The sequence below is a fragment of the Niabella yanshanensis genome, assembly GCF_034424215.1.
In the GTDB taxonomy this organism is placed as follows: Bacteria; Bacteroidota; Bacteroidia; order Chitinophagales; family Chitinophagaceae; genus Niabella; species Niabella yanshanensis.
In genome coordinates this window covers 3,172,390-3,196,081 of the sequence record NZ_CP139960.1, presented here as the reverse complement: position 1 = coordinate 3,196,081, position 23,692 = coordinate 3,172,390, and the positions used below count along the sequence as shown (strand labels likewise).

Annotated in this window: 17 protein-coding genes; 10 read left to right on the top strand and 7 right to left on the bottom strand. The window is 42.0% G+C overall.

Going from position 1 to position 23,692, the window contains the following annotated elements; all coding sequences use genetic code 11:
• Positions 1 to 92: 92 nt before the first annotated feature.
• Positions 93 to 911 carry a DUF5694 domain-containing protein gene (locus U0035_RS13320; protein WP_114790500.1) on the bottom strand — a complete coding sequence of 273 codons (819 nt, stop codon included), beginning with the start codon at positions 909 to 911 and terminating at the stop codon, positions 93 to 95.
• 121 nt (positions 912 to 1,032) lie between these two features.
• Here U0035_RS13320 and U0035_RS13315 point away from each other — a divergent pair, with 121 nt between their 5' ends.
• Both U0035_RS13315 and U0035_RS13310 read left to right on the top strand, forming a co-directional pair.
• Positions 1,033 to 2,067 carry a sensor histidine kinase gene (locus U0035_RS13315; RefSeq protein ID WP_114790266.1) on the top strand — a complete coding sequence of 345 codons (1,035 nt, stop codon included), beginning with the start codon at positions 1,033 to 1,035 and terminating at the stop codon, positions 2,065 to 2,067.
• A complete protein-coding gene (locus U0035_RS13310) occupies positions 2,064 to 2,759 on the top strand; it encodes a LytR/AlgR family response regulator transcription factor (RefSeq protein ID WP_114790265.1) in 696 nt (231 codons plus the stop codon). Before U0035_RS13315 ends, U0035_RS13310 begins: the two co-directional genes overlap by 4 nt.
• Positions 2,760 to 2,806: 47 nt before the next feature.
• Here the strand turns inward: U0035_RS13310 and lysS are convergent, their stop codons facing one another.
• Positions 2,807 to 4,330 carry a lysine--tRNA ligase gene (lysS, locus tag U0035_RS13305; RefSeq protein WP_114790264.1) on the bottom strand — a complete coding sequence of 508 codons (1,524 nt, stop codon included), beginning with the start codon at positions 4,328 to 4,330 and terminating at the stop codon, positions 2,807 to 2,809.
• Between the two features lie 196 nt (positions 4,331 to 4,526).
• Here lysS and U0035_RS13300 point away from each other — a divergent pair, with 196 nt between their 5' ends.
• Positions 4,527 to 10,286 carry a carboxypeptidase-like regulatory domain-containing protein gene (locus U0035_RS13300; protein ID WP_211316384.1) on the top strand — a complete coding sequence of 1,920 codons (5,760 nt, stop codon included), beginning with the start codon at positions 4,527 to 4,529 and terminating at the stop codon, positions 10,284 to 10,286.
• A gap of 407 nt (positions 10,287 to 10,693) precedes the next feature.
• Here U0035_RS13300 and U0035_RS13295 read toward each other — a convergent pair whose 3' ends face one another.
• Positions 10,694 to 13,123 carry an outer membrane beta-barrel family protein gene (locus U0035_RS13295; protein WP_114790262.1) on the bottom strand — a complete coding sequence of 810 codons (2,430 nt, stop codon included), beginning with the start codon at positions 13,121 to 13,123 and terminating at the stop codon, positions 10,694 to 10,696.
• Positions 13,124 to 13,391: 268 nt separating this feature from the next.
• Here U0035_RS13295 and U0035_RS13290 point away from each other — a divergent pair, with 268 nt between their 5' ends.
• A complete protein-coding gene (locus U0035_RS13290; RefSeq protein ID WP_211316383.1) occupies positions 13,392 to 14,555 on the top strand; it encodes an aldose epimerase family protein in 1,164 nt (387 codons plus the stop codon).
• Positions 14,556 to 14,785: 230 nt separating this feature from the next.
• Here the strand turns inward: U0035_RS13290 and U0035_RS13285 are convergent, their stop codons facing one another.
• Positions 14,786 to 15,331, bottom strand: a complete 546-nt coding sequence (locus U0035_RS13285; RefSeq protein WP_114790261.1) for an RNA 2'-phosphotransferase — start codon at positions 15,329 to 15,331, stop codon at positions 14,786 to 14,788.
• A gap of 334 nt (positions 15,332 to 15,665) precedes the next feature.
• On the bottom strand, positions 15,666 to 16,991 hold the full coding sequence (locus tag U0035_RS13280) for a Gfo/Idh/MocA family protein (protein ID WP_114790260.1): 1,326 nt from the start codon (positions 16,989 to 16,991) through the stop codon (positions 15,666 to 15,668).
• Between the two features lie 348 nt (positions 16,992 to 17,339).
• Between U0035_RS13280 and U0035_RS13275 the strand changes: the two genes are divergently transcribed.
• From U0035_RS13275 to U0035_RS13260, 4 genes are read left to right on the top strand one after another with little or no spacing between them, the layout of a single operon-like run.
• The gene (locus U0035_RS13275; protein WP_114790259.1) at positions 17,340 to 18,299 is read left to right on the top strand and encodes an SPFH domain-containing protein; all 960 of its coding nucleotides are present in this window, start codon (positions 17,340 to 17,342) and stop codon (positions 18,297 to 18,299) included.
• Positions 18,299 to 18,550 carry a hypothetical protein gene (locus U0035_RS13270; RefSeq protein ID WP_114790258.1) on the top strand — a complete coding sequence of 84 codons (252 nt, stop codon included), beginning with the start codon at positions 18,299 to 18,301 and terminating at the stop codon, positions 18,548 to 18,550. The genes U0035_RS13275 and U0035_RS13270 overlap by 1 nt, the downstream gene beginning before the upstream one ends.
• Positions 18,551 to 18,556: 6 nt before the next feature.
• Positions 18,557 to 19,387, top strand: coding sequence for a hypothetical protein (locus tag U0035_RS13265; RefSeq protein WP_162817804.1), 831 nt, complete (start codon positions 18,557 to 18,559; stop codon positions 19,385 to 19,387).
• A 27-nt stretch (positions 19,388 to 19,414) separates the two neighbouring features.
• Positions 19,415 to 20,401 (top strand): DUF6620 family protein, encoded by a 987-nt coding sequence (locus tag U0035_RS13260; RefSeq protein ID WP_170138301.1) that lies wholly within the window; start codon positions 19,415 to 19,417, stop codon positions 20,399 to 20,401.
• 60 nt (positions 20,402 to 20,461) lie between these two features.
• On the opposite strand, the gene msrB is transcribed toward U0035_RS13260, so the two are convergent.
• Positions 20,462 to 21,028, bottom strand: a complete 567-nt coding sequence (gene msrB, locus U0035_RS13255) for a peptide-methionine (R)-S-oxide reductase MsrB (RefSeq protein WP_114790256.1) — start codon at positions 21,026 to 21,028, stop codon at positions 20,462 to 20,464.
• A 151-nt stretch (positions 21,029 to 21,179) separates the two neighbouring features.
• Between msrB and U0035_RS13250 the strand changes: the two genes are divergently transcribed.
• Complete coding sequence (locus U0035_RS13250; RefSeq protein WP_114790255.1) at positions 21,180 to 21,764, top strand: adenylate kinase; 585 nt, start codon at positions 21,180 to 21,182, stop codon at positions 21,762 to 21,764.
• Between the two features lie 59 nt (positions 21,765 to 21,823).
• Here U0035_RS13250 and U0035_RS13245 read toward each other — a convergent pair whose 3' ends face one another.
• The gene (locus tag U0035_RS13245; protein WP_114790254.1) at positions 21,824 to 22,255 is read right to left on the bottom strand and encodes a viral A-type inclusion protein; all 432 of its coding nucleotides are present in this window, start codon (positions 22,253 to 22,255) and stop codon (positions 21,824 to 21,826) included.
• A 272-nt stretch (positions 22,256 to 22,527) separates the two neighbouring features.
• On the opposite strand from U0035_RS13245, the gene U0035_RS13240 reads away from it, so the two are divergent.
• Complete coding sequence (locus tag U0035_RS13240; protein WP_114790253.1) at positions 22,528 to 23,679, top strand: ATP-binding cassette domain-containing protein; 1,152 nt, start codon at positions 22,528 to 22,530, stop codon at positions 23,677 to 23,679.
• Positions 23,680 to 23,692: the final 13 nt, after the last annotated feature.

The window sequence follows — 23,692 nt, the reverse complement described above, 5'->3', positions numbered from 1 at the left end:
ATTGTGGAGTGCCGTATAAAGGACATTAGTTTTTCGCTTATTTTTTTTCGCATCTTTTTATACTAAAAAACATTCAGGGCGAAGTGGTAAAACTATTTGAGATAATGAAACACATCTACCAGCCGATACTTTGGGCTTCTTTTCATCAAATCTCTGAAGAACGCCGTATGTGCAGCGCCCATTAAAATGAAAACCCGGTCGTTTTTTGTTAGCGGTATTTGGTTTAGGTTGGAATACATCACAAGATTGCGGTGATAAAATTTTGCAGCCTCATTGGCTCCTTCTGCATTTCCTTTTGTAGAAACATATGTAAGCATGTCCGCATTTACGTTTATCAGGTAATCTAAAACCTGTGGATGATTGGTGAGTTTTAGTCGTTCTTTCAGGGACAAAGTGTCCTCTCTTGATTTTCTTATATGGTTTGCAATAAGGCGAGAATACTTTAAATAGGTCAAAGAATCTACAAGAGGCTTTATGCTATTATAAACATTATAATTATATCCCTCGTGGAAATCGATGCCATAAATTCTCCTGGCTTTGCTTAACCGCCCCACTTCATAAGCAAGCAATTGTATTTCATTCGGATTTTTAAACTCCATTTCGGGGTTTGCTATGTACGCCATATAGTCTGTCATCAGTTGTTCATTTAGTTCGGGCACCCGTTCCACGATAATTACGGTAGGGTTGAAAGCGGCAATCAATTTGGCAATGGCGCGGGCATCGCTTTGGTTTTTCTTATTATGTTCGTCAAATTCAACTTTTGTAGCATCGGGAGTGTAACCGAAATGAAAGGTGCCAAAATTTAATACGGCAATAGCATCGTCAAACTTATCATCAAACTTCTGAATTTGGGATGAAGCATTAAGATAAATAAAGAGGCAGAGCACGCAGGAAAAAGTAAGTTTGAGCATAGTTTTTTTCCAAAATTGGGTAACCGGGGCTTCTGTAAAAAAAAGAATCTGCAAACCGGCTTTTTTTTTCTGCAAACCGGTTGTGTAAATAGAAAAATCATACGTACTTCACCTCAAAAACATGCGGCCAAACAGATTGGAGGGGATCCTACATTTAGTATTCTGGTCTTTATTTGTGGTTACTAAAATTTTGATCGTTTCTTATGGCGGAGCGATACGGATTCAATGGGGGAGCCTCTCCTTTTGGGATATTTCATACCTTTCTGTATCCGCAGTAGTTTTTTATATCAACTACTTGGTGCTACTGCCCAGATTTACTAACAAGAGCTCATTGACCGGATATGTCCTTTCTATTATGCTAAGCTATTTGTTATTTGTTCTGATACGCTTTTTATTCGAGGAAAAGATAGTTCTGGCAATCTGGGGATTTAAGAATTATTATGGAACACCATCGTTATTGTTTTATTTGAAGGACAATCTATATTTTAGTGCACCTTCAATCGTCTTTAGCACAACAATCTGGTCCATTACCAACAATATGCGATTGTTGAAGGAAAATGCCGCGATAAAAATTCAACGGTCAGAGGCAGAATTAAAATTTTTGAAGGCACGGGTAAATCCCCATTTTATATTTAACTCTTTGAATAACATTTATTCCTTGGTATATCATCAGAAGCAACAGGAATCTTTACAGGCGATAGAGTCCCTGGCCGGTATGATGCGGTTTACCACATATGAGTCGGAAAAAGAATGTATTCCCTTGCGTGTAGAAGTAGAATATATAAAGGATTTTATGTTATTGGAGAAACTGCGGTATGGAAAGGAATTGGCTGTTGTTTTTAATGTTCACATTTTGAATAACGATCAACGGATGTCGCCTTTTATATTGTCCCCCTTTATCGAAAACGCGTTTAAACATGGTGTGGTAGACGATATAAAGAACCCCGTGACTATTAATCTTAATACCACCAGTGAGGAAATATTGTTTTCAGTCGAAAATAAAATAAGCACCGGGAAAAAGGACAGCTTAGGCGGGTTTGGCCTGGAGAATGTTCGTAAACGCCTGGCTATTTATTATCCCGGCAGACATAAATTAGTTGTAGAGCAGGGGAATGGCAGCCATAAGATATTGTTAAACGTAAAATTGTTTGCATGATAAAAATAAAATGTACTATACTGGACGATGAACCCCGGGCGGTGCAGTTATTAGAAAGTTATGTAAAGCAAACGGAGGATTTGATTTTATTAAAGGCGTCAACTTCTTTTGCAGATATTGAAATGGCTATAAAAGAAAATAAATCGGATCTTATTTTTTTAGATATTCAAATGCCCGAGGAAAATGGAATGGATATTATTAAAAGATTCAATTACAATAATTCATTTATACTTACAACAGCCTATTCTGACTACGCGTTGGAAGGATATGAGTATAACGTGGTTGACTTTCTATTAAAGCCGATATCCTACAAAAGGTTTTTACAGGCAATTCAAAAGTTTAAGGCCATAAAATCGTACCCCCGTTTTAACCAGCGCTATATATTCATTAGAGAAAGCGGCATCAGTTATAAATTATTGATAGAAAACATTCAATATGTAGAAGGCTTGAGAGATTATATAAAAATTTATACAGCGGACAGAACCTTTATGGTTTTAAACAGTCTTGGAGCTTTTTTGAAGCAATTGCCTGAAGGGGAATTTATAAGAACGCATCGTTCTTTTATTGTTAATATGAAACGGGTAGAGAAAGTGGAGCCAACGAGTATTGTTATTGCCCAAAGGGAGCTTCCAATAGGAGACGCTTATAAAAAGCAGTTTTTATCCATAGTTTACGGGAAAAATAAGAAATAAAAAGGCACTCCATTGTGGAGTGCCGTATACAAAATGGATTTGTTTTATTAATCGAATTTCTCAGGTCGCATTTGCGGGAAGAATAACACATCCTGTATGGATGGAGAATTGGTCAACATCATCACCAGGCGATCGATACCAAAACCGATACCTGATGTAGGAGGCATACCATATTCCAGAGCACGTAAAAAGTCATAATCGATATACATGGCTTCTTCATCACCACGCTCCATCAGCTTAGCCTGTTCCTCAAAACGTTCGCGCTGCTCAATAGGATCATTTAGCTCACTGTAAGCGTTGGCAACTTCTTTACCGTTCACCATCAGCTCAAAACGCTCTACCAACCCTTCTTTGCTGCGATGCTTTTTAGTAAGCGGGCTCATCTCGATAGGATAATCGATAATAAAGGTCGGCTGTACATAATGATGCTCACATTTCTCTCCAAAGATCTCATCAATAAGTTTGCCCTTACCCATCGTTTTATCTACATGAATGCCCAGTTTACCACAAACTTCTTTCAACCCATCCTCATCCATTTCGCTTACATCAAAACCGGTATGCTCTTTTATGGCATCATAGATGGATACCCTTGCAAAAGGCGCTTTGAATGAGATCGTTTCATCCCCTATTGTGGCATCAGTAGTGCCGTTTACGTCCAGTGCTGCTTTTTCCAGCAACTGCTCCGTTGTTTCCATCATCCAGAAATAATCTTTATAAGCCACGTAGAACTCAAGCACGGTAAATTCCGGGTTATGCGTACGGTCCATTCCTTCATTACGGAAATTGCGGCTGAACTCATATACCCAGTCAAATCCACCGACAACCAGCCTTTTCAGGTAGAGCTCATTAGCAATACGCAGGTAAAAAGGAACATCTAAAGCATTATGATGGGTTACAAATGGCCTTGCTGCTGCACCGCCAGGGATCGCTTGCAATACGGGTGTATCTACCTCTAATGCTCCCTGCTGGTTTAAAAACTCACGGATGGAGTTCATCAGTTTGGTACGCTTTACAAAAGTATCTCTTACCGACGGGTTGATCACCAGGTCCGCATAGCGCTGTCGGTATTTAAATTCCGGGTCGGTTACTTCGTCAAATACATTCCCTTCCTCATCACGCTTTACAACCGGTAAAGGCTTTAATGATTTAGCTAAAAGGGTCAGGGACTGGGTATGCAGTGAGGTTTCGCCTGTTTTAGTAATAAACACATAACCGGTGGCGCCAATGAAATCTCCCAGGTCCAGTCCATGTTTTACCAACACATCCCAAAGGCTTTTATCTTCCCCGGGGTATAACTCATCACGTTTTACATATAATTGAAAGATGCCCTGGTTGTCCTGTATTTTTATAAAGAAAACCTTACCCTTATCATTGATACTCATGATACGGCCAGCTACATGCACCTGCGCAAACTGTTCCTTGGTTTCTTCGGTAAAGCTATTCTTTATATCAGCCGAATAGTGCGATACGGGAAATAGCTCCGGCGGGTAAGGGTTTACACCGGCTTCTCTAAGTTTTTGCAGTTTTTCTCTTCTGATCTGTTCCTGCTCTGATAATTGTTGTACACTCATTGATCAATATTTCAAAAATGTCCGAAGGACCCCTTCGGGAGGTGCAAAGATAACCTGATTTGAAGATTTGAGATTTTGAAAAACGTAAATAATCAGCCAATTCACAAAAAAAAGAAACATTGTTGTGTAATAGCTTCAAAAGAGGCATCCTGTTAATACAATTGTTGATATGAGAATAACATGCTGCCTTATTTTTTTGCTTTTAGTTGTTTGTTGTGCCCGCTCGCAAACAGTATTGAGCAATAGTGCTACTTCCGGATCAGTCAACCAGGTATACCGTATTACCGATAAAGAAACGGAGATGCTGATAAAGGATCCCCAAGCTGTAACTGACGCCTTTTTTCATGAGCTGGCAGATAGCTACACCCATATTGAGCAAAGCAGGAAGCTCCCCTTCGGTAATTACCTGCAGGTTCGGGCCATTAAAAACAAGCTGGAGTATCAGCTGATTATAAGAAATAATGTGAGCCTGAAATTTGTAAACGACCTCAGGAATTTCCAGTTTACATTAACTGACGACTTAGGAAACCCCATAACCCAGGCGACAGTTACTGATGCAAGGGGAAAAAAGATAAAATTCGATTCACATAATGGGCTGTATAAAGGTCATTACCCGGAAAGCGGGAGCTACATAAAGGTCGCTTACAACGGCATCAGTAATTATTTTACTTATGACGTGGATGATAATGATGATAAACGTTTCAGGCCTGCCATTACAAAACGGATAACACATATATTTTCTATTAAACAGATAAAAAAGAGGTTGTCGAAGAAGAGCCCTCTATCAAAACCGTCCATTAATAGCTATCGCAGCTTCATGGTATTCAGCAAGCCGCTTTATAAACCGTATGACACGGTAAAATTTAAAGCCTATATTTTAGATGCCAACGGAGAGAATATATCAACCCCAAAAGTAAATATTGTATTGGATGGTCCCCGGGGACCCAGGCGCATTGCGTTACTTGACTCCTACCGGCCCGGTGGTTACGAACACCAGTTCATTTTATCGGACAGCCTGGGTTTAAGATTGGATGCTGATTATTTTATCCGCCTTACCGACTCGATCGGTAACCGGGAAGAGTTGTTGACGTCAGGATCGTTCAGGTACGAAGATTATGAGCTGAAGTCCCTGAGCTTTAATGTGCGCACCGATAAAAACACTCACTATCCGGGCGAACCCATAACGCTCTTTATGAAAGCAACAGATGAAAATGAACTGGCAGTACCCGATGCCCGTGTGGCGATCGTAGCCCGGTTGCAGTATGTTAAAGCATTTTATGGAGACACTGTTTTTGTAAAAGACAGCTTATGGACACACAATATGATACTCGATCCCGTTGGAGAAACCAAGCTGGTTTTGCCTGACAGTATTTTCGCCGATGCGGCATTATCCTTTTCGTTAAACCTGCGAATGCTCAACAGCAATAACGATACCAGGGTCAATAATCAATACCTCGACTTTGATGCCCGGAAGATTAAAGTGACAAAAGAAATTACTGCGAAACTTGTCAAAGACAGCCTGAGTTTTAGCTTTATGGATTTAGATGAAGCGCAAAAGCAAACAGGGTGGCTGTATAAAAATGCAGCCAGTGGCGCCATCATCGACTCTCAGCAGGTGCAGCTCCCATTGGTTATACCTGTTGATTACAGGGCTTATGATTATCACCTGCTGCTGAATAATGGAATGGATACCACTATAGCGCTTGGCAACTTTACACCCGATATACACCCCGTTGCTGTACAAAAGGAAAATCAACTGCATTTGGCCGTTGTTAACCCGCATAAACTTTCTTTCTGGTACACGGCATTTTCTGGTGATAAAGTGTTATTGAAGGGATATACAAGCCGCCTGGACACTATTGTAAAACAATCAGGCGAACAGGCGGCTCATTTTCGCATTAACTATTTCTGGGATGATGAAGAACAGAGCGAAGAAGTAAGCGCATTTTATAACGCCAATAAGCTGGACATAAAGTTACTGGCGCCAGACATGGTATATCCCGGGCAAAAGGTAAACATGAAAGTAAGGGTGCTTGATGCAAAGGAAAGCCCCCTTCCCGATGTAGACGTAACGGCTTACGCGCATACTTCCAAATTCAACAGCGCCGCACCACATATCCCGCGGTTTGGAAAATTATTTTACCAGAGAAAGACAAAGCCTTTCGGGTTTAAAAGCGATGAATTGTATGCCAATAGCAGCATCGCGCTAAACTGGCAAAAATGGGCAAGGCAGCTGGCTTTGGACACTATAGCTTATTACAGGTTTACCCATCCCAATCAATTATACATTACAATGGAGTCCGCCAGGGACAGCATTACACAGTTTGCTCCCTTCGTAATGAGGGATGGAAATTTTGAAGCCGTTAATATTATCTATGTAGACGAGGTGCCGGTTTTTTACTACAATGCGCAACAGCTGCAGCATTATGCATTTGCTATTAAGCCGGGTGTGCATAGTATTCGTTTGCGAACCCCTGATTACGAAGTATGGATAAAAGAAATGTTCTTTAGAGAGGGTGTAAAGACTACATTTAGCGTAGAGGCTGATATAGCTAACCGGCAAGTGCATGTGGTAAAAAGAAAGCCTGTTTTAGATGATTTGGAGGCGGCCAGGTTAAACCGGTATATGATTAAAGTGATGGATAATTTCGAAGGCGCCAAGTCCTTTGTGCACGACGATAGTGTTAAGCTATGGTTGAATCCACCTCCCCTATTAGGATCGGGAGGACATGACAGGCTTGTTGGGCCGTTAAGAAGCAGCCTGCTTTATTTTGAATCACCTGTTGTTAACATGGCTTTTTTCAAAGAGGCTGGTTACACATACACATTTTTGCCGGGACTTATCAAGCAAAAATCATATAGAGACCTGTATGCTTTTGATACTTCATTAAGCAGCAAACATGCTTTAGCAGAAAACTATCAACAGCAGGTGTTGCGAAATAAAGACTATGATAGCATCTGGAATGAGTTTTTGAATCTGCGAAGCCGCACCACGCAATTATATCAAGGAAAGATCGACTTTGATACCATCGCCGGGCGCCTGCAATACGCTATCGACACCGCATTCACCAATCGATTCCCATATGTAAAAAATATACTGATCAGCAACCCGGCAAAACCGCACCAGCTTTTGATATTAAATGGTAACAATAATGCAATTCAAAACCTGCCTGCAGGAAAATATGATATAATGTTTCTTTTACAGGATAATCGTTATATGAAAGCAACAGCGATAGAAGTACGACCCGGAGGGATTAATTACTATAGCTGGAAGTCTCTTACCATTAATAGCGCTGATAAATTCAGTATGCAACTGGATGCAAATATCAAGTCGGAAAAACATCTCAGGAACTATGCAGTGCAAGTGCCTAAAGAAACCATCAGCTTATTTAACAGTAAGGATTTTGATTTTTCACAGTTTAGAAACACCATGACAGGCCGTGTGATAGATGCATCGACAAAATTGCCAATTGCGAACGCCAGTGTTATTATTGACGGCTTCGCAGCCGGAGCATTCACCAATGAAAAAGGATTGTTTAAAATAAATGTTCCACAAAAAGGAAGGCTTGAAATCTCGATGGTAGGGTATTCCCGTATAACTATTAAGACCATTAATGGTAATATGGGAGACATAGAACTTTCCGTAGACCAAAGCCAACTGGAAGAAGTGGTTGTGATAGGTTATGGTACAACAAAAAAGAAAATGCTGACAGGCTCGGTTGCTTCTGTTAGCAGCAACGAACTTTCAGACACACCCATAGCCGATGTTGCAGACTTGATGCAGGGAAAAGTAGCCGGTGTTATGATACGGGGCTCCGGCAGTATCAATGGAAACCAAAAGCCTTTATTGATTGTAGACGGAATCCCTTTTGATGGTGATATTAATAGTTTAAAACCCAATGATATCGAAACAATGAATGTGATAAAATCGGCAGATGCTACGGCTATTTACGGCGCCCGTGCGGCTAATGGGGTAGTGATCATCAAAACAAAAAAAGGAAGCACCATCGTAAACGAGGCAGGCGCGCCGGAACCCGGAGCACAAAGAATGCGTACCCGCTTCTCTGATGAAGGATTCTGGCAGCCCAGGTTGGTAACTGACGAAAAGGGAGAAGCTTCTTTTGCAGTTACTTTTCCTGATGATATTACCAGCTGGAAAACAAGAGTTATTGCCATTAATGGCAACCAGCAAAGCGGCTACCTGGAAACGACCATTAAATCCTTTAAAACCTTAAGCGCTAATTTTACATCGCCCTTGTTTGCCATAGACGGTGATAGCATGAACGTGATCGGTAAACTGATGAATTATACACCGATACCGGAGCGCGTAAACCGGGTATTTAGATTTAGTGGCACGGAATTACGTAATGATAGCATCAATGTCACTAATGCCCATATTGATACGTTGATGGTGAAGGTGAATGGAACCGATAGTCTCAATTTTGAATATACTTTACAACAATCGAATGGATATTTCGACGGAGAGCAGAGAAAAGTGCCTGTTTATGCAACGGGGGTAAAAGAAACAGAAGGGCGCTTTTTCTACCTGGAAAGGGATACGACGGTACAGTACACATTTGATAAAACCAAAGGTCCGGGTATTGTGAGGGCGGAGGCATCCGTCTTCCCTGTACTGTTGGATGAAATGCGTCATTTGCGCGACTATGAATACCTCTGTAATGAGCAGCTGGCATCCAAGCTAAAATCTTTACTGCTGGAAAAGAAACTACGGAACTACCTAAAGGAGCCGTTCAAATATGAAAAGCATATCCTGGATGTTATAAAAAGACTGAATGCAAATAAGAGCATACAAAACCTGTGGGGTTGGTGGCAGGGAACCGCTGAAGAATCCTGGATCAGTCTGCATGTAGTAGAATCGCTGTTAATGGCCCAGGAGCAAGGCTACAAAATACAGTTGAATAAAGATATTTTGTATAGATACCTGCTGGGTAAAATAGCAGATGCCGGAGCCAGGGCAGATATCAATATGATCCGGTTATTGCAGGTGGTGGATCGCAATCATAGCATTAAAGATTGGATAATACTGAAAGAGGCAGATTCGCTCTATAAAAAACGGCAGAAGAGTTTATACGAATGGATGCAGATAGCACAGATCAAACAAATGGCAGGTATACCCGTAACAATGGATTCTTTAATAAAGTATAAAAAAGCCACCTTGTTTGGCGGGCTATACTGGGGTGAAGAGCGATACCATTTCTGGAATAACAGTATACAAAACACATTAATGGCCTACAGGATCTTCAAGGCAGGAGGTGGTCATGAAAAAGAATTAGCCGGGATAAGACAGTACTTTTTAGAGCAACGGAGAAATGGCCAGTGGCGTAATACTTATGAATCTTCTTTAATATTGGAGACCATATTACCCGATCTATTAAAAGAAGGTGAAAAGCCCAAATCAGCATCGGCACAGGTAAACGGAGCATTGATCCATCAATTCCCTTTTGAGCAACAATACCCCGCCGGGGAAAAAGTGGTGATCAGCAAGCAAGGCAATATGCCGCTATATTTGACTACCTACCAGCAATTTCAAAACAGGCAGCCCGAAAAGTTTTCCAAAGATTTCGAAGTAAAGTCGTACTTCATGCAAAATGATTTTGAAGTAAAAGAATTGAAAGGCGGTAAAACAACGATACTACGTGTAGAAGTAATAGCCCGCGCCGATGCGGAGTATGTGATGATAGAGGTGCCGATACCTGCAGGTTGTAGCTATGAAAACAAGCGACAAAGCTTCTGGGGTGTAGAAACCCATCGAGAGTATTTTAAAAACAAAACTGCTATTTTCTGTACAAAGCTTGGCCAGGGTAAATATACATTTGATATAGAATTAATGCCCCGCTATTCAGGTATATATAACCTTAACCCGGCTAAGGCAGAGATGATGTACTTTCCCGTATTTTATGGCAGAGAGGGTATGAAGAAAGTGGCCATAAAATAATAGATAAGTTGTTTGAAGGGCATGACGGAAGTAAGTGCGTTGTCGTGGTGAGCTTGACGAACCACTGTGCGGGGCGTTACGCGTAAAACCCTTCGTCAGGCTCAGGGCGACATTAGTTTTCAATAATTCAGTGAGTGTTATTAGTTGCTTGACTAAGCCTCGAGCGCGCGCTTTACTACCAGCCCTTTCTAAAGAATGCTTAGTGTTTATTTCATCTCAATATCCACCATTTTCAATAATCCCAAGACCCAATGTCGGCACATGATTGTCTTTCAGTCACTTTTCAATTTCGTTGTTATTGTCAAAATAACAAGGTTTTGTTTCTGATAATGTTTCCTTTTTATCAGTATCATTTATCGTTTGCAAAAAAGAAATATTTGCAAATAAAAAAGCAGCTGTTCCAGGTTTTAATTCGACACATCATTATTATTAATACCTCTCCTGCTCTTTTTAACATCGTCCTTTAGTTTCCCGAATTTGTAATTAACACTCATGCCAAACCTCCTGAAATAGTCGCGGTTGGTATTTATTTCTATAAAATTATAGGAAGTCACTTCCGTACGGTTGTTCCGGTATTGCGTAAAAGGGTTGTTGACATAGGCAGATAGCGAAAGCTTCTTATTCAACAGGTTTTTGCTTACACTAAAATTAGTAGCCACATAGCCATTCACCATTCCCTGTATTTGGGCGGGTGCCAGGTTATTGCTGTAGAGATTAACTGAGACAGTAGCTAACCAGTCTTTTTGAAAAGTGTAAGTGTTAGATACAGCCGCATTGTACAAGGTTCTTTTCGTTTTAATATCGCGTACATCCACTGCGCTTTCAATCCAGAAATGCGAAATGCTTCCGTTGATCACCGTTCTCAATTGTTTGGTGATAGCAAGGTTGAAATTGGCATTCAGCATCAGCGCATCTATCTTACCCGAGTTCTCAAAAGTGGTATAGGTAATTTGGGATATAGAATCATACCGCGATGTTTTAAGATCCAGGTTGTCAGCAAAGGCATACATCAGCCCGATATTTACCGATTGTTTTTTATTGATGCCATAACCCAGGTCAAAGCTATGCATGAGCGAGGGCTGCAGGTTGGGGTTACCCGATTCTATAAAGTTGGGATCAGAGCGATCTACAAAAGGATTTAAACGGTTAATGCCCGGGCGTTTTAAGCGTTGATTGTACCCGATGTTGAAATAACTACCGTTCTTGTTGTTTTTATTAATAACGATAGACGGTACCAGGTTAAAGTAATTGTTTTTTATTTTGGTTTGGGTAGAGCTGAAATCAACATCGGTATAGGTTTGCTCCAGCCTCGCGCCGAATTTAAAGCCCCAGCTTTTTAAAGCAAACGAATAAGTATTGTAAGCAGAGAGAATAGACTGCTTGTTTTCAAATTCGTTCTGGCGGTCGCCGTCGGCAACATCCTGTTGTAATACGGGATCCAGCTCAAACGTATTAAAATGGCTGTTATTCTCCCTGAAGATCGCTTTAATGCCCGCTTCCATTTTCACCTTCTTAATATTCTGTACATAGTCCACCTGGCCGGTTTGCTCTATAAAATCGGTATTGTTTTTTTGATTGAAGTCGGGTTCTGTATAATTCAGGGTATCGTAAAACATATTCTCCACATCGCTGCCGCTTTTATATTGCATGTAGCGGTAAGACACCGTTAGTAGTCTTGCTTTATCTTTCTTAAATCCCAATTGGTAATTTAATCCGCCATCAAAACCATTGCCACTTCCCTTGCTATGGGTGAGCTGGCTAAACCGTTGGGTGCCATCATCCGATAGTAATTGAGAGAAGCGCCCGTAGTTGCTTTTATTATCCGACCCATTGAAATTGAGCTGTGCGGTTAATAACTGCAGCGAGTCGATATCATAGCTAAACTGGGTGCCAACATACCGGCCATGACCATTTCTTTTGGTATTTTCAGTAACGTTCAATGTAGATGGGTTGGTACCGGTAGTAGCTCTGTAAGTCGTACCTTCAAACGAGGGGGTATAGTAAAGATTACTCCCGCCAAAAAGCTCCACTCCCAATTTTTTATGAGTGGCAGTAAAAGACAAACCTGCTCCTGGTCCGCCATTGGGGTAAGCGCCATTCAAATTGATATTGCCTTTATAGCCCTCCCCCACTCTTTTAGTGGTAACAATATTGATCACACCGCCCAGGCCTTCTGCATCATACTTAGCCGGCGGTGTAGTATACACTTCAATACTTTGTATGCTCGATGCAGGCAGGGATCTTAAAAAGCTTTTAGGATCATTATCTACCATACCTGATGGCTTACCATTGATCAATATACGATAGCTGCTGCTGCCTTTCATGGTAAGATTTTCCTGGCCATCAACTGCCAGGAAAGGCACTTTACGCATAATCTCCAGCACGCTGCTGAACTTACTTTCAGGGTCTGCTTCGGTGCTATATACCAGCTTATCTATTTCCCGCGTAATGAGTGGTCTTGAGGCCGTAACTGTTACGCCCTTTAGCTCACCGCTGTTTTTTGAAAGGGTAAGCGTTCCCAGGTCCATTACTGCACCTGGCTCTTTATCCATGTTGATAGCTTTAGTAAAAGGCGCATAGGCCGTGCTGGTAATTTGAACATCGGTGATGGCCTTTTTAGCAGTTAGCTGAAAAACACCCTGCTCATTGGCCGCACTTGTGGCAATAACAGAATCTTTTTTCATCAGCTTAATAGTAGCCCATGCTACGGGCTGCTGTAAGGAATCAACTACTTTACCTTTTACCGTAACGGGCTGGCCATCTTGTGCAAAAGCAGTAGAAAAACAAGTAAGCAGTATCAGCAACGGGGCGCTGTGTATAGTAAGGTTTTTTGCCATGCTGCAAACCTAGCCAGCAAACAAGCGGAAGTAAATACAAGGTCGGTAAACGGCATATTTTATTGTGTTAACCGACGAATCAATCCGGTAGCGGCTTTGGAGGGGCGGCAATAAATCTATTCAAACGTTGTAAAAATTAGTTATGCGCCTGATGATGTATATTGGCAGGATGAAATGAGAACAAAAATTATCGTGCTATATTATAACCAAAGCGATGATAATTTTTTGTGCGAATTCCATCTGTCAAAGATATAATAAAAATTTACTGATGAAAATTGCTTTGCCCCCTGTAAACTATACAAAAGCTATCATGCGTTTAGCTGGTCTCCTTGTTGGAGTGTTATTGACGCTGGTAATAGCCGCTCAAAAACTGCGACCCGCCTACCTTGATCCTGCAAAATTTGAAAAGGAGCTGAATGGTAAAAAAACCGGTATTGCTTTTTTAAGTAATAAAAAAGGCATGCAGGTAGCCATCACCAATTATGGCGCCAGGCTGGTAAGTGCGGTGATACCCGATAAAAAGGGCAAACCGGTAGATATTGTGGTAGGCTTTAACTCTATTGATGAATATATTAAGGCAACCGGCCGTAATTACGGTGCAACAGTAGGCCGCTATGCCAATCGTATGGCTAAGGGACAATTTACTTTGGATGGAACCACCTATCAGTTACCACTCAATAATAATGGCAATAACCTGCATGGCGGGCCCATGGGTTTTAACGAGCAGGTTTGGGATTGGGTAAAAGTTGCTGATCAATCGGTAACCCTCGCCTATTTGTCTAAGGATGGAGAAAATGGCTTCCCCGGTAATTTAAAAGTAACGATCACGTTTTCTTTAAGTAACAAAAACGAGTTGAAGATAGCCTATACCGCCACAACCGATAAAAAGACCGTGCTCAACCTTACCAACCATAGTTATTTTAACCTCGAAGGTGGTGGCAATGTAACGGGATACAACGTGTCTGTAAATGCCGACCGGTATACACCTGTTAATGAAATGATGCTGCCCACCGGAGAAATAGCTCCTGTTGCCAATACGCCGTTTGACTTAAGAAGGCCTATCGTTGTCAGCGCGGTAGTAGACCAACCCAACCAGCAATTACAATACGGTGGCGGCTTCGATCATAATTTTGCATTGAATAAAAAGAAAGGTTCTAAGCGTCCTGAATTCGCTGCTATGGCAGTGAGTCCAAAGTCGGGTATCACCATGAAAGTGTTTACTACCGAACCGGGTATACAGTTCTTTACTGCCAATACATTAAAGGGCGCAGATAAAGATCGCAACGGGCAACCCATTAATGCCCGTGAAGCCTTTTGTTTCGAAACCCAGCATTTTCCCGATTCGCCCAATCATCCCAATTTCCCCACAACGGTTTTAAAACCGGGCGAAAAGTTTGAGTCGGCAACGGTTTACCAGTTGATAACGGAATAAGACGCACGGGTTATTTACTTTAAAAACATCAATTTTACGGTACGCTCCATACGTTTTACTGTAAATCTGCGCCCATCATCAATGTTGGTTAATATCAGCCTGGCAGAAAAAACCCGTGAGTTCGTATTCAGATAAAAACGTGGGAAGGCTTTGTCCTAAAAACGAGTTCCATCGAGATTTCTCTTCGTCCCGCTTTGCAGGACTAATTCGAAATGACGAACTGAAGGAGGTTAAAAAGACAAATATTTTGCGGGCACATGATCTGTTAACCATACGCCATTATCGGATAAATAAAAAACAAAACCATCTTGATGCATTTGTCCTGTTAATACCGAAAACACAAACGGTTTTCCATGTCTCTGCCCTACCTGTACTGCAGTAGACTCTTCAGCACTCAGGTGCACATGCTGGCGTTGCTGTTTGATTAAGCCGTGCTCTTTTATGGGTGAAACAAATCGTTCAGCCGTACCATGAAAAAGAATTTCCGGCGGTACTTGTGACGATAAGGCCAGGTCTACCTCAATAGAATGTCCCTGGTTGGCGCGGATCAGATCTTTTTGCTCATTAAAGCTAAATCGCTTTTTGGTATTGGTAGCCACAACATGTTCGATCAACTCCCGGTTTAAGGCGACTCCTTGTTGATTGCATTTTTCAATTAACAGGTTTACATCTGCCCAGCCATTTTCATCCAGCATCAGGCCAATCGTTTCCGGCTGGTGTCGCAGAACCAGGCTTAAAAACCTGCTGATCCTTACCGCTTCTTTTTCTGTGATCATTCGAACGAATTTGTTTGATTTTCTTAACCAATAACTATATACTGCCTCGTAGGAACGGGTCTATTTCAAATTTTCGCTTGGTAAGCGCTTTTCTAGTCGGCATTTAAAAGCGAAGCGAGAAACCTCGTTCTTTAACAAGAAGATTTCTACCTATGGTCGAAATGACGATTGCGGGAATTGAAATGGACGCTGGGGAACTCATGCGCCGATACGTTTTTCCTCCCTATGTTCATCGTCCCGTACGGGACTTAGAATTGGTAAAAATACACACTCCAAGAAGTTAGCCCTGTAGGGGCGACATATTAAGAAAGATTAAACAGGGATCAATTTAAACCTACAGCTTAGGCAGCTTATACCCGTTATGGTAAGGCGCCATCATATACTGTTTATTGAGTTGGCTATTGGTGAACTTGCCTCCTGCTTTATCCCAGGTTACTTTTTCCTGGCTGCGGAAAGCAATATTACCCATTTGGCAAACCGTGGCAATATGAGCGCCGGTTTGTATAGAGCAATTCAGGTCGGCCATTTTACGCGAACGGATCACCTGCACAAAATTTTCCATATGCTTATCCAGCCCGTTATCAGTGGGCGTTTTACGCGGTACAGACACTTTTTTTTCGCTGCGCTTTTCCTCAATTACCTGCCAGCCGCCACGATCCAGCTCCAGCGTACCGTTGTTACCAATAAAGGCAATGCTATGATCTTTTCCATAATTGCCATTATCAATACCCATGGCATGGTCCCAAACTATATTAAAGCCGTCAAACTCGTAAAGCGCTGTTAAGGTGTCGGGTGTTTCCTGGTACAGATCGGGGTAGGCAAACCGGCCACCCAAAGCGGAAACCGTTTTAGGTACTGGTGCGTTCATACCGAAAATGGCATAGTCCATCAGGTGCACACCCCAGTCCGTCATCAAGCCACCGGCATAGTCCCAAAACCAGCGGAAATTAAAATGAAAGCGGCTGCTGTTAAAAGGCCTTGTTTTAGCAGGCCCCAGCCACATTTTATAATCTACACCGGGAGGCGGTGCGCTGTCTGCCACAACCGGCGCGGGTTTCATCCAGCCCTGGTAGCAATTTACTTTTACCGTTCTGATGTTACCTAACTGCCCGCTATGCACCAAAGCAATCGCATCCCTGAAATGCTGCTGGCTGCGCTGCCATTGCCCGGCCTGCACCACTTTATTATATTTTTCCTGGGCCGCTACCATCGCGCGACATTCTTCTATCGAATTACCTACCGGCTTTTCAACATATACATCTTTACCGGCCCGTACCGCATCTATCATGATCAAAGCATGCCAGTGATCGGGCGTACCAATAATAACGGCATCTACATCTTTATTATCCAGCAGGCCGCGGTAATCTTTATAGGTTTTGATTTTACCGGTATCGATATTTTTCCCTTTCAATTCTTTGAGGCGGTCATCCAACACCGACTGGTCAACATCACAAAGCGCTATCAGGTTAACACCGGCAATTTTGAGTATCGACATCGTATTAGCCCAACCCATCCCCTTGATGCCAATCACACCAATGTTGATCTGATCAGCCGCACCGGTGATAATGCCGGAAAAATTTTGTGTATTGAAAGACTGTAGTGCCAGCCCACCTAGGGCCAGCATCGAACTATTGGCAAGAAACTTTCTTCTGGATGACATGAGCAATCTGTTTTATTCAATAATTTATGAGAAGGAAAGTTAGCAAGAAAAAATGTAAAAACAACAATTATTAATGCTGCCGGGAAATAATTGGGAGAGGGATATGTTCGGACGAGGTCGACAAAACAGGAACCTATTGTAAAGCTATGTTCCTTATTGCAGTGATAAGACGATGTATATATGTATTTCCGAAAACGGTACGCAAATTCGATGTAAAATTTTTGTCAACAAAAAGTGAAATAAGCGAATCCGTTATCAAAAGATTGTATTTTCATTCCTGTTGTCATTTAAAACTAAACCTGTGAACATGCATGCATCGCAGGTTGATTCCTATAAAAAAATAAAGCGATGGGTTTACCATTTATTGAGATCATAGAAGAGGTTACACCGGATCCGAATTTGCTGATGTGGAAATTTGCCGATGCAGATAAGGAAATAAAAAACGGCGCACAGCTTACCGTTAGGGAAAGCCAGGCAGCCATGTTCCTGAATGAGGGGCAGCTAGCAGATGTGTTTACCGCCGGGCGGTATCAGCTCAGTACTGGAAATATTCCTGTATTGTCAAGACTAAAAGGATGGAAATATGGATTTGAGAGTCCGCTTAAGGCAGATGTTTATTTCTTTAATACCCGGCATTTTGTGAATAATAAATGGGGAACGCCTGCGCCTATTTTAATGAGCGATCCAAAGTTCGGACAGGTGCGCGTTCGGGCATTCGGAAGCTTTGATATACGCATTAATGATGTGGCAACCTTCTTTCGCAAATATGCGGGCTCGTTTCAGCAGTTTACCATTTTTGAATTGCAGCATGAGCTTAGAGATTATATCGCGCCTAAGTTTGGCGAAGTATTATCGAATGAAAACATTACGATCACCGATGTTGCGGGTAATATATCGGAGCTGGGTAAAAAGATAGAGCCTCTGCTGAGACCCTATTTTGAACAATTCGGTTTAGAGTTAACACAGTTCATTGTTACATCTGTTACGCTGCCCGATGAAGTAACGGCTTTTTACGACAAGGTGACCAACATGAATATGGTAACGGATATGGACAAGTTTACCCGCTTTAATACGGCGAATGCTATTGGTCAGCCGGGAACAGCGTTGAACGATGCTACCCAAACAGCATTAGCCATGGGTGCTATGATGACCCAGATGCAACAGGCCAACAATTCTCGACCCGCCCAGGCAGCTCCGGTAGATGAGCTCACTACCAAACTGCAAAAACTAAAAACATTGTTTGATAACGCGCTGATTGATGAGCAGGAGTATAAGAACAAAAAAGCCGAACTAATAAGCCAATTGTGATGGACGAAAAAAAAGGACTTTCTTTTTTAGAAAAGCTAAAGGCAAAAGCCCGGGCCCAGGAGAAGTATGGAGGCGAACTAAAGACGCAGGCGGCCAATATGGGTGCCAATACCTGCCCTAACTGCGGTGCCGGCAGGGCTAAAGAGGATGGGGTAACCCATTGCGCCTATTGCGGTCATGCTTTTATGCAGGTAAAGCTGACCGATGGGCTGAACATTAAAAAGGAAGATAATTCAAGAGAGAACCTATAAACATTTTTGAGCAACGATAACATGTTAAACCTTTTTGGAAAGAAGAACTCAGACAATACAATACCAGCCGAATGGGTACAGCAAACTACGCAAATGCAGGAACGCTGGTTCTTCTTTCTTCAAAAACTGGAAGACCGGATGGAAGAGTTGTGCTCCGTCGCAGTAACGGAGCTGAAGGCGATGAGAGATCGATCGGGCGATTTGTTTGATCGCGATATCTGCCAGGTGCAAAGTGGTATTGCTGGCCAGTTATCTCAAATGGATAACAAAGTGAGGGATGTGTATGAGCAGCAGTTGTACCCGTTTTATAAGCACCTATTAGATCAACTGGATGATGCTGGGTTGCCGAGCGCTTTGGCTTATGATTTCAGGGACGCCTGTGGGGGAAGACAAGACCAGTTTGAGGCCACACGTGATAAATGGCGAAAACAGTTAGACGAAAGCGTAAAACCAGATAATGAAGCAGCTTACAGGCGTATATTGGAAGAACATGAGCAGGTAAAAAATAAATTCAGGTGCCAGCAGTGCGGGGCGGCAATCAGTGTAGATAAAATATACTTTACACCTGCTTACCTGCAATGTCCTGCCTGCAGTACGCAAAATACTTTTCAACCCAGCTCGCTCGCACAAACGCTGCCGCATCTTGCCCGGAGCCTGGCAGAAGAACGAACGATGCACTTGCTGGAGGAGTATAATATTAACCCCCGTCCTGAAATCTATCGCCAATACCTGCGCGCTATGTTTGATGAATGGAACCGGATTGTGCCGGACATGACCAGCTCCAACGAAAAATTTTATCAGCGGTTATTGGGCGATTTTAATAATACCATCGCATAAATTTTTAATCAATAAAAACAAGATCCTATGTTTAAAAAATTTTTGAACAATTTGTTAGGCAACGAAGAAGAAAATAAAAAGAAGGAGTCGGCGCCTTACAGTGCCGGTACACCAGTAAACCAAAACGCAGGTGACGAAATTGATGACGACGAAGATGGGGATGACGAAGTACAATACCAGTTTGATCCCGTTACCCATCACGGAACGCACTATAGCAAGGAGGACTTTGATGCCGCCGCCAATAACCTTTACCAGCAATACCTGGACGGGGAAGACGAGCCGTTGAGCCAGCAGGACAAAAACAATTTAAAACGGGAAGCCTACCGCAAAGTATATATGGACTGGAACGGGCATGACTTTGACCAGTTGGCTAAATTTGAAATGGCCAACTCCCTGGAGTTGACCGGATATGTTACATCTGGCTTTGACCAGGTTAAAGAAGAGGGTAATGCTTTGTATGAGCCGATCCATGGCATTTCTTTATATGATTATGCCGCTATTGCACATGGCATGACGCAAGGAATTGCTGAGACAGACCTGTTGAAAGCCTTTGGTATTGATGGCGCTGTTTGGGGTGAAGTAAATGTGCTTTGGCCGGAACGTATGAAAGAAGACCCTACCTATGGCATTATGTCGAAGTATGGAGAGTATTTTGCTACCGCAGGACAGCACCCTAAACTGGCGGGTCTTACACCTGGCATTGGTTCCGGCTCAACCAACAGCAACTTAGAGAAACTCAAAACCGACCGATATTTTTACGAGGAACTCTGTGGTGCCAGAACGGCTGCTTACGAATATGGATTAGATGGAGCGCAGTGGATCGTAGATAATTATGGTATTAACCTGGGCGATTTCCAGGCGGTAGCAATGGATTGGATGACACAACAAAATAAAAGTTTCGAGTCATCCCAAGTGATGCACTACTCAGACTATCAAGAGCAAAAAAGAAAAGAATATGCGCAGAAATTTGCAAAAGAGCAAGGCGGTAACGTGGCAGATGATATCGAGTTTTAGAAAACAGGTATAAAAGTAAAATGCCCGGGATCTCCGGGCATTTTACTTTATGAGTACTATTTACTTTTTATTTTCTTCATTATACTTTTTCTCAGCTTCTTTGGCTTTCTCAAAATCAAGCACCACACCGTTGATGCAGTAGCGCAAACCTGTAGGTGGAGGTCCATCGTCAAAAACGTGACCCAAGTGCGCTTCGCAGCGGCCGCACTCTACTTCGGTACGTACCATACCATGGCTTTTATCTTCTAAATAGATCACACTGGTTTTGCTGATCGGCTCATAAAAGCTGGGCCAGCCGCAGCCACTGTCAAATTTGGTATCGCTTTTAAAAAGCGCATTACCGCAGGCCGCGCAATAATAAGTACCTATTTCTTTCGACTTTTCATACTTGCTGGTCCAGGGTCTTTCGGTTCCTTTTTGGCGCGCGATATAGTAAATATCTTCAGGCAGTACTTTTTGCCATTCTTCATTACTAATGCTCACTTTTGAAGTGTCAGTACGGGAGTAAACAGGGTTGTTTTCTTTATTCATTTTTATTGTGTCTTTAGGGTTGGATGATTTGGTTTGCGATTGGCACTGCTGAAATATACAGCAAACGCTTACTAATATTAGTAAAAAATACTTCATAACTGGTAATTTAAACAAATAATACGTATAAAAAGTTGCCCAGGAATTGCGCGGGAAGGCAATTTTCACATTTTCAATAAAAACCCCTCCAATAACAGTAAATTAGTTTTGATACGTATATTTGTTGAGTTACATCAAAACAAATACATAAATGTTTAATTTAGTTTTATTTGGCCCTCCCGGTAGCGGCAAGGGTACCCAAGCTACCAATCTTATTGAAAAATATAAACTGGTTCATCTTTCCACAGGAGATTTATTAAGAAGCGAAATAGCCAATAAAACACCGCTGGGTGTTGAAGCCAAAAAAATAATGGATGCGGGACAACTGGTGCCTGATGAAGTGGTGATCGGTATCATTGATAATTGCCTCGACAAAAATGCCGGAGCTAACGGCTTTTTATTTGACGGTTTTCCAAGAACAATCACCCAGGCAAAAGCGCTCGACAAATTACTGGAGCTGAAAAAGAACCAGATCAATTTAGTACTGGCTTTACAGGTGAATGAAGAAGAGTTGGTAAGAAGACTTTTAGAGCGTGGTAAAACTTCAGGCCGTTCTGATGATACGAGCGAAGAAGTGATCCGTAAAAGATTCCAGGTTTATACTAACGAAACTGAGCCGGTAGCACAACATTATAAAGAAGGCGAGAAGTTTAAAGCCATTTCAGGTGAGGGTTCGGTAGACGAGATTTTTGCAAACCTTAGCAACGCTATAGACGAGTACAATAAAGAAGCATAACTTCTTATTGATATATTTTTAAAAAGAGCCCGGTAATTACCAGGCTCTTTCCATTTATACTATTTAGCCAATACCGAATCAGCTTTTGCAATGCTCGAAAGCACCACTTCTTTCATTTCGTTTACCGACGCCAATTGTATTTTCAAATAATCTACCCTTGCCGGCTCGTTATCCTTTAAAGAGTCATATTTAAACCCTTCCATCCACTCGTGCATGGCCACATCTGCGTAGCTTAAATTTTTGATAGTACTATCCAGCAATGCGATGCGGCTGGTATTGCCTGGGGTTTTCTTTAGTGAATCTATTTCCGCCTGAGCATCTTTTTGCAGGCGTTGCAACTTCATCATTTTAGGCATTGCTACGTCATGGCCATCCAACACCTGTTGTAGCAAGCTGTCCGATAAAGATTTTTGTGGTTCCGCATCGGCAGAGCCACCACTATTACAGGACGTAGCTAAAAGAGCAATAAAAGCAATACTATAAAAACGCATAATCAAATTTTTAGCAAAAGTAATATATATAGTTTGGCCATATTCTTTTCGTAATAGTATTTAACAACCTTATCAATGAGCTAGTAGCTTTCCGGCTGCACGAAGCCATTACATTTGATGTAAAAATGTGTTTTGAATCCGGACAGTATAATTTGTGGGGCAATCGAAGATTTATGCAGGGTTTAAGTTCCCGGTTATTTTAATTGTTAAATGTTAGCTATGTATGGTAAGATAATAAATGACGAGTGTATATTTGGTAAAACAGATAAGCTATGAGGAAACAGGAGCTTCGTGTTGCCGAAACGCTGGGTTTTTTGGAGAGTAATGACATTAACCTGGGCTTCAGGCGCTTGCTGGACTGTGTGGCAGATACCCAGGATATGGAATTGTACCAACAGGCCATTGCATTAACCGATTGGAAAGAACAGCACCCACAAGAACAGGCAGCATTTATTGAAAAAGCAAAAGAGCTGTTACACCAAACGGGTGCAATAAGTTTACAGGAGTGGGATGTGGACAGGCCGGTGGTTGTGGCCGATGATATTCGCAAACAATACAGAGCCGGTGGATTCTCGTTAGGTCCGATATCAGTAAGCATAAAGAAGGGACAGGTGTATGGGCTGGTGGGGGAAAATGGAAATGGTAAAACCACTTTATTAAGGCTGTTGGCTAAAGAACTTCATCCCGATGGCGGTACCCTCCAATATGATTTTGGAACCACTGTTGAAGACGAGTTTGAACTTAGAGCCAAACTGGTATATATTCCACAACGCACTAAAAAATGGTATGGCAGCTTAAAAGATAATTTAAAGCTGGTGTTGTCCAGCTATCATTATCCACCCCAGGAGAATGAACCGCGGGTATTGCTAATGATTGCACGCCTGGGTTTGTGGAACTATAAACATTTGAAGTGGCACCAGCTTTCTTCGGGTTATAAAATGCGGTTTGAACTGGCCCGTACCTTACTCAGAAAGCCGGAATTACTTTTGCTGGATGAGCCGCTAGCCAACCTGGATGTGCTGGCACAGCAGATCATTCTCGAAGACCTGAAGTCGATCGCAAACTCAGTTAATAATCCCATTGCATTGATCCTAAGTTCTCAGCAGCTCTATGAAGTTGAAAAAATATCAGACAAAGTGATCTATCTTAAAAACGGGCAATACTCCGACAATGAAATGCTGGCCGAAAAACAGTCGAATCATCTTATTGCAGAAATAGAAACAACCGCCAGCCGCGAACAATTGAACCAGGCATTTGAAGGCCTTTCTCCTCAAAAAATTGCTTATAACGGCGGTGTGTATATTGTTCATTTCGATGCTTCCGTAAAGTTTGACGAAGTGCTTTCGGCTTTGGGCCGGCAAAAAACGGAAATAACTTATATCCGCAATATTTCGCATTCAACGCGCCAGTTCTTTGTAGCATAATACTCTTAAAAAA

Excerpts from the sequence above, each read along its gene's own strand:
- U0035_RS13280 (WP_114790260.1), bottom strand. The coding sequence starts at position 16,991 with ATGTCATCCAGAAGAAAGTTTCTTGCCAATAGTTCGATGCTGGCCCTA.
- lysS (WP_114790264.1), bottom strand. The coding sequence starts at position 4,330 with ATGAGTGTACAACAATTATCAGAGCAGGAACAGATCAGAAGAGAAAAA.
- U0035_RS13260 (WP_170138301.1), top strand. The coding sequence starts at position 19,415 with ATGTTTAAAAAATTTTTGAACAATTTGTTAGGCAACGAAGAAGAAAAT.
- U0035_RS13285 (WP_114790261.1), bottom strand. The coding sequence starts at position 15,331 with ATGATCACAGAAAAAGAAGCGGTAAGGATCAGCAGGTTTTTAAGCCTG.
- U0035_RS13310 (WP_114790265.1), top strand. The coding sequence starts at position 2,064 with ATGATAAAAATAAAATGTACTATACTGGACGATGAACCCCGGGCGGTG.
- U0035_RS13240 (WP_114790253.1), top strand. The coding sequence starts at position 22,528 with ATGAGGAAACAGGAGCTTCGTGTTGCCGAAACGCTGGGTTTTTTGGAG.
- U0035_RS13320 (WP_114790500.1), bottom strand. The coding sequence starts at position 911 with ATGCTCAAACTTACTTTTTCCTGCGTGCTCTGCCTCTTTATTTATCTT.
- U0035_RS13275 (WP_114790259.1), top strand. The coding sequence starts at position 17,340 with ATGGGTTTACCATTTATTGAGATCATAGAAGAGGTTACACCGGATCCG.
- U0035_RS13270 (WP_114790258.1), top strand. The coding sequence starts at position 18,299 with ATGGACGAAAAAAAAGGACTTTCTTTTTTAGAAAAGCTAAAGGCAAAA.
- U0035_RS13315 (WP_114790266.1), top strand. The coding sequence starts at position 1,033 with ATGCGGCCAAACAGATTGGAGGGGATCCTACATTTAGTATTCTGGTCT.
- msrB (WP_114790256.1), bottom strand. The coding sequence starts at position 21,028 with ATGAAGTATTTTTTACTAATATTAGTAAGCGTTTGCTGTATATTTCAG.
- U0035_RS13290 (WP_211316383.1), top strand. The coding sequence starts at position 13,392 with ATGAAAATTGCTTTGCCCCCTGTAAACTATACAAAAGCTATCATGCGT.
- U0035_RS13250 (WP_114790255.1), top strand. The coding sequence starts at position 21,180 with ATGTTTAATTTAGTTTTATTTGGCCCTCCCGGTAGCGGCAAGGGTACC.
- U0035_RS13295 (WP_114790262.1), bottom strand. The coding sequence starts at position 13,123 with ATGGCAAAAAACCTTACTATACACAGCGCCCCGTTGCTGATACTGCTT.
- U0035_RS13245 (WP_114790254.1), bottom strand. The coding sequence starts at position 22,255 with ATGCGTTTTTATAGTATTGCTTTTATTGCTCTTTTAGCTACGTCCTGT.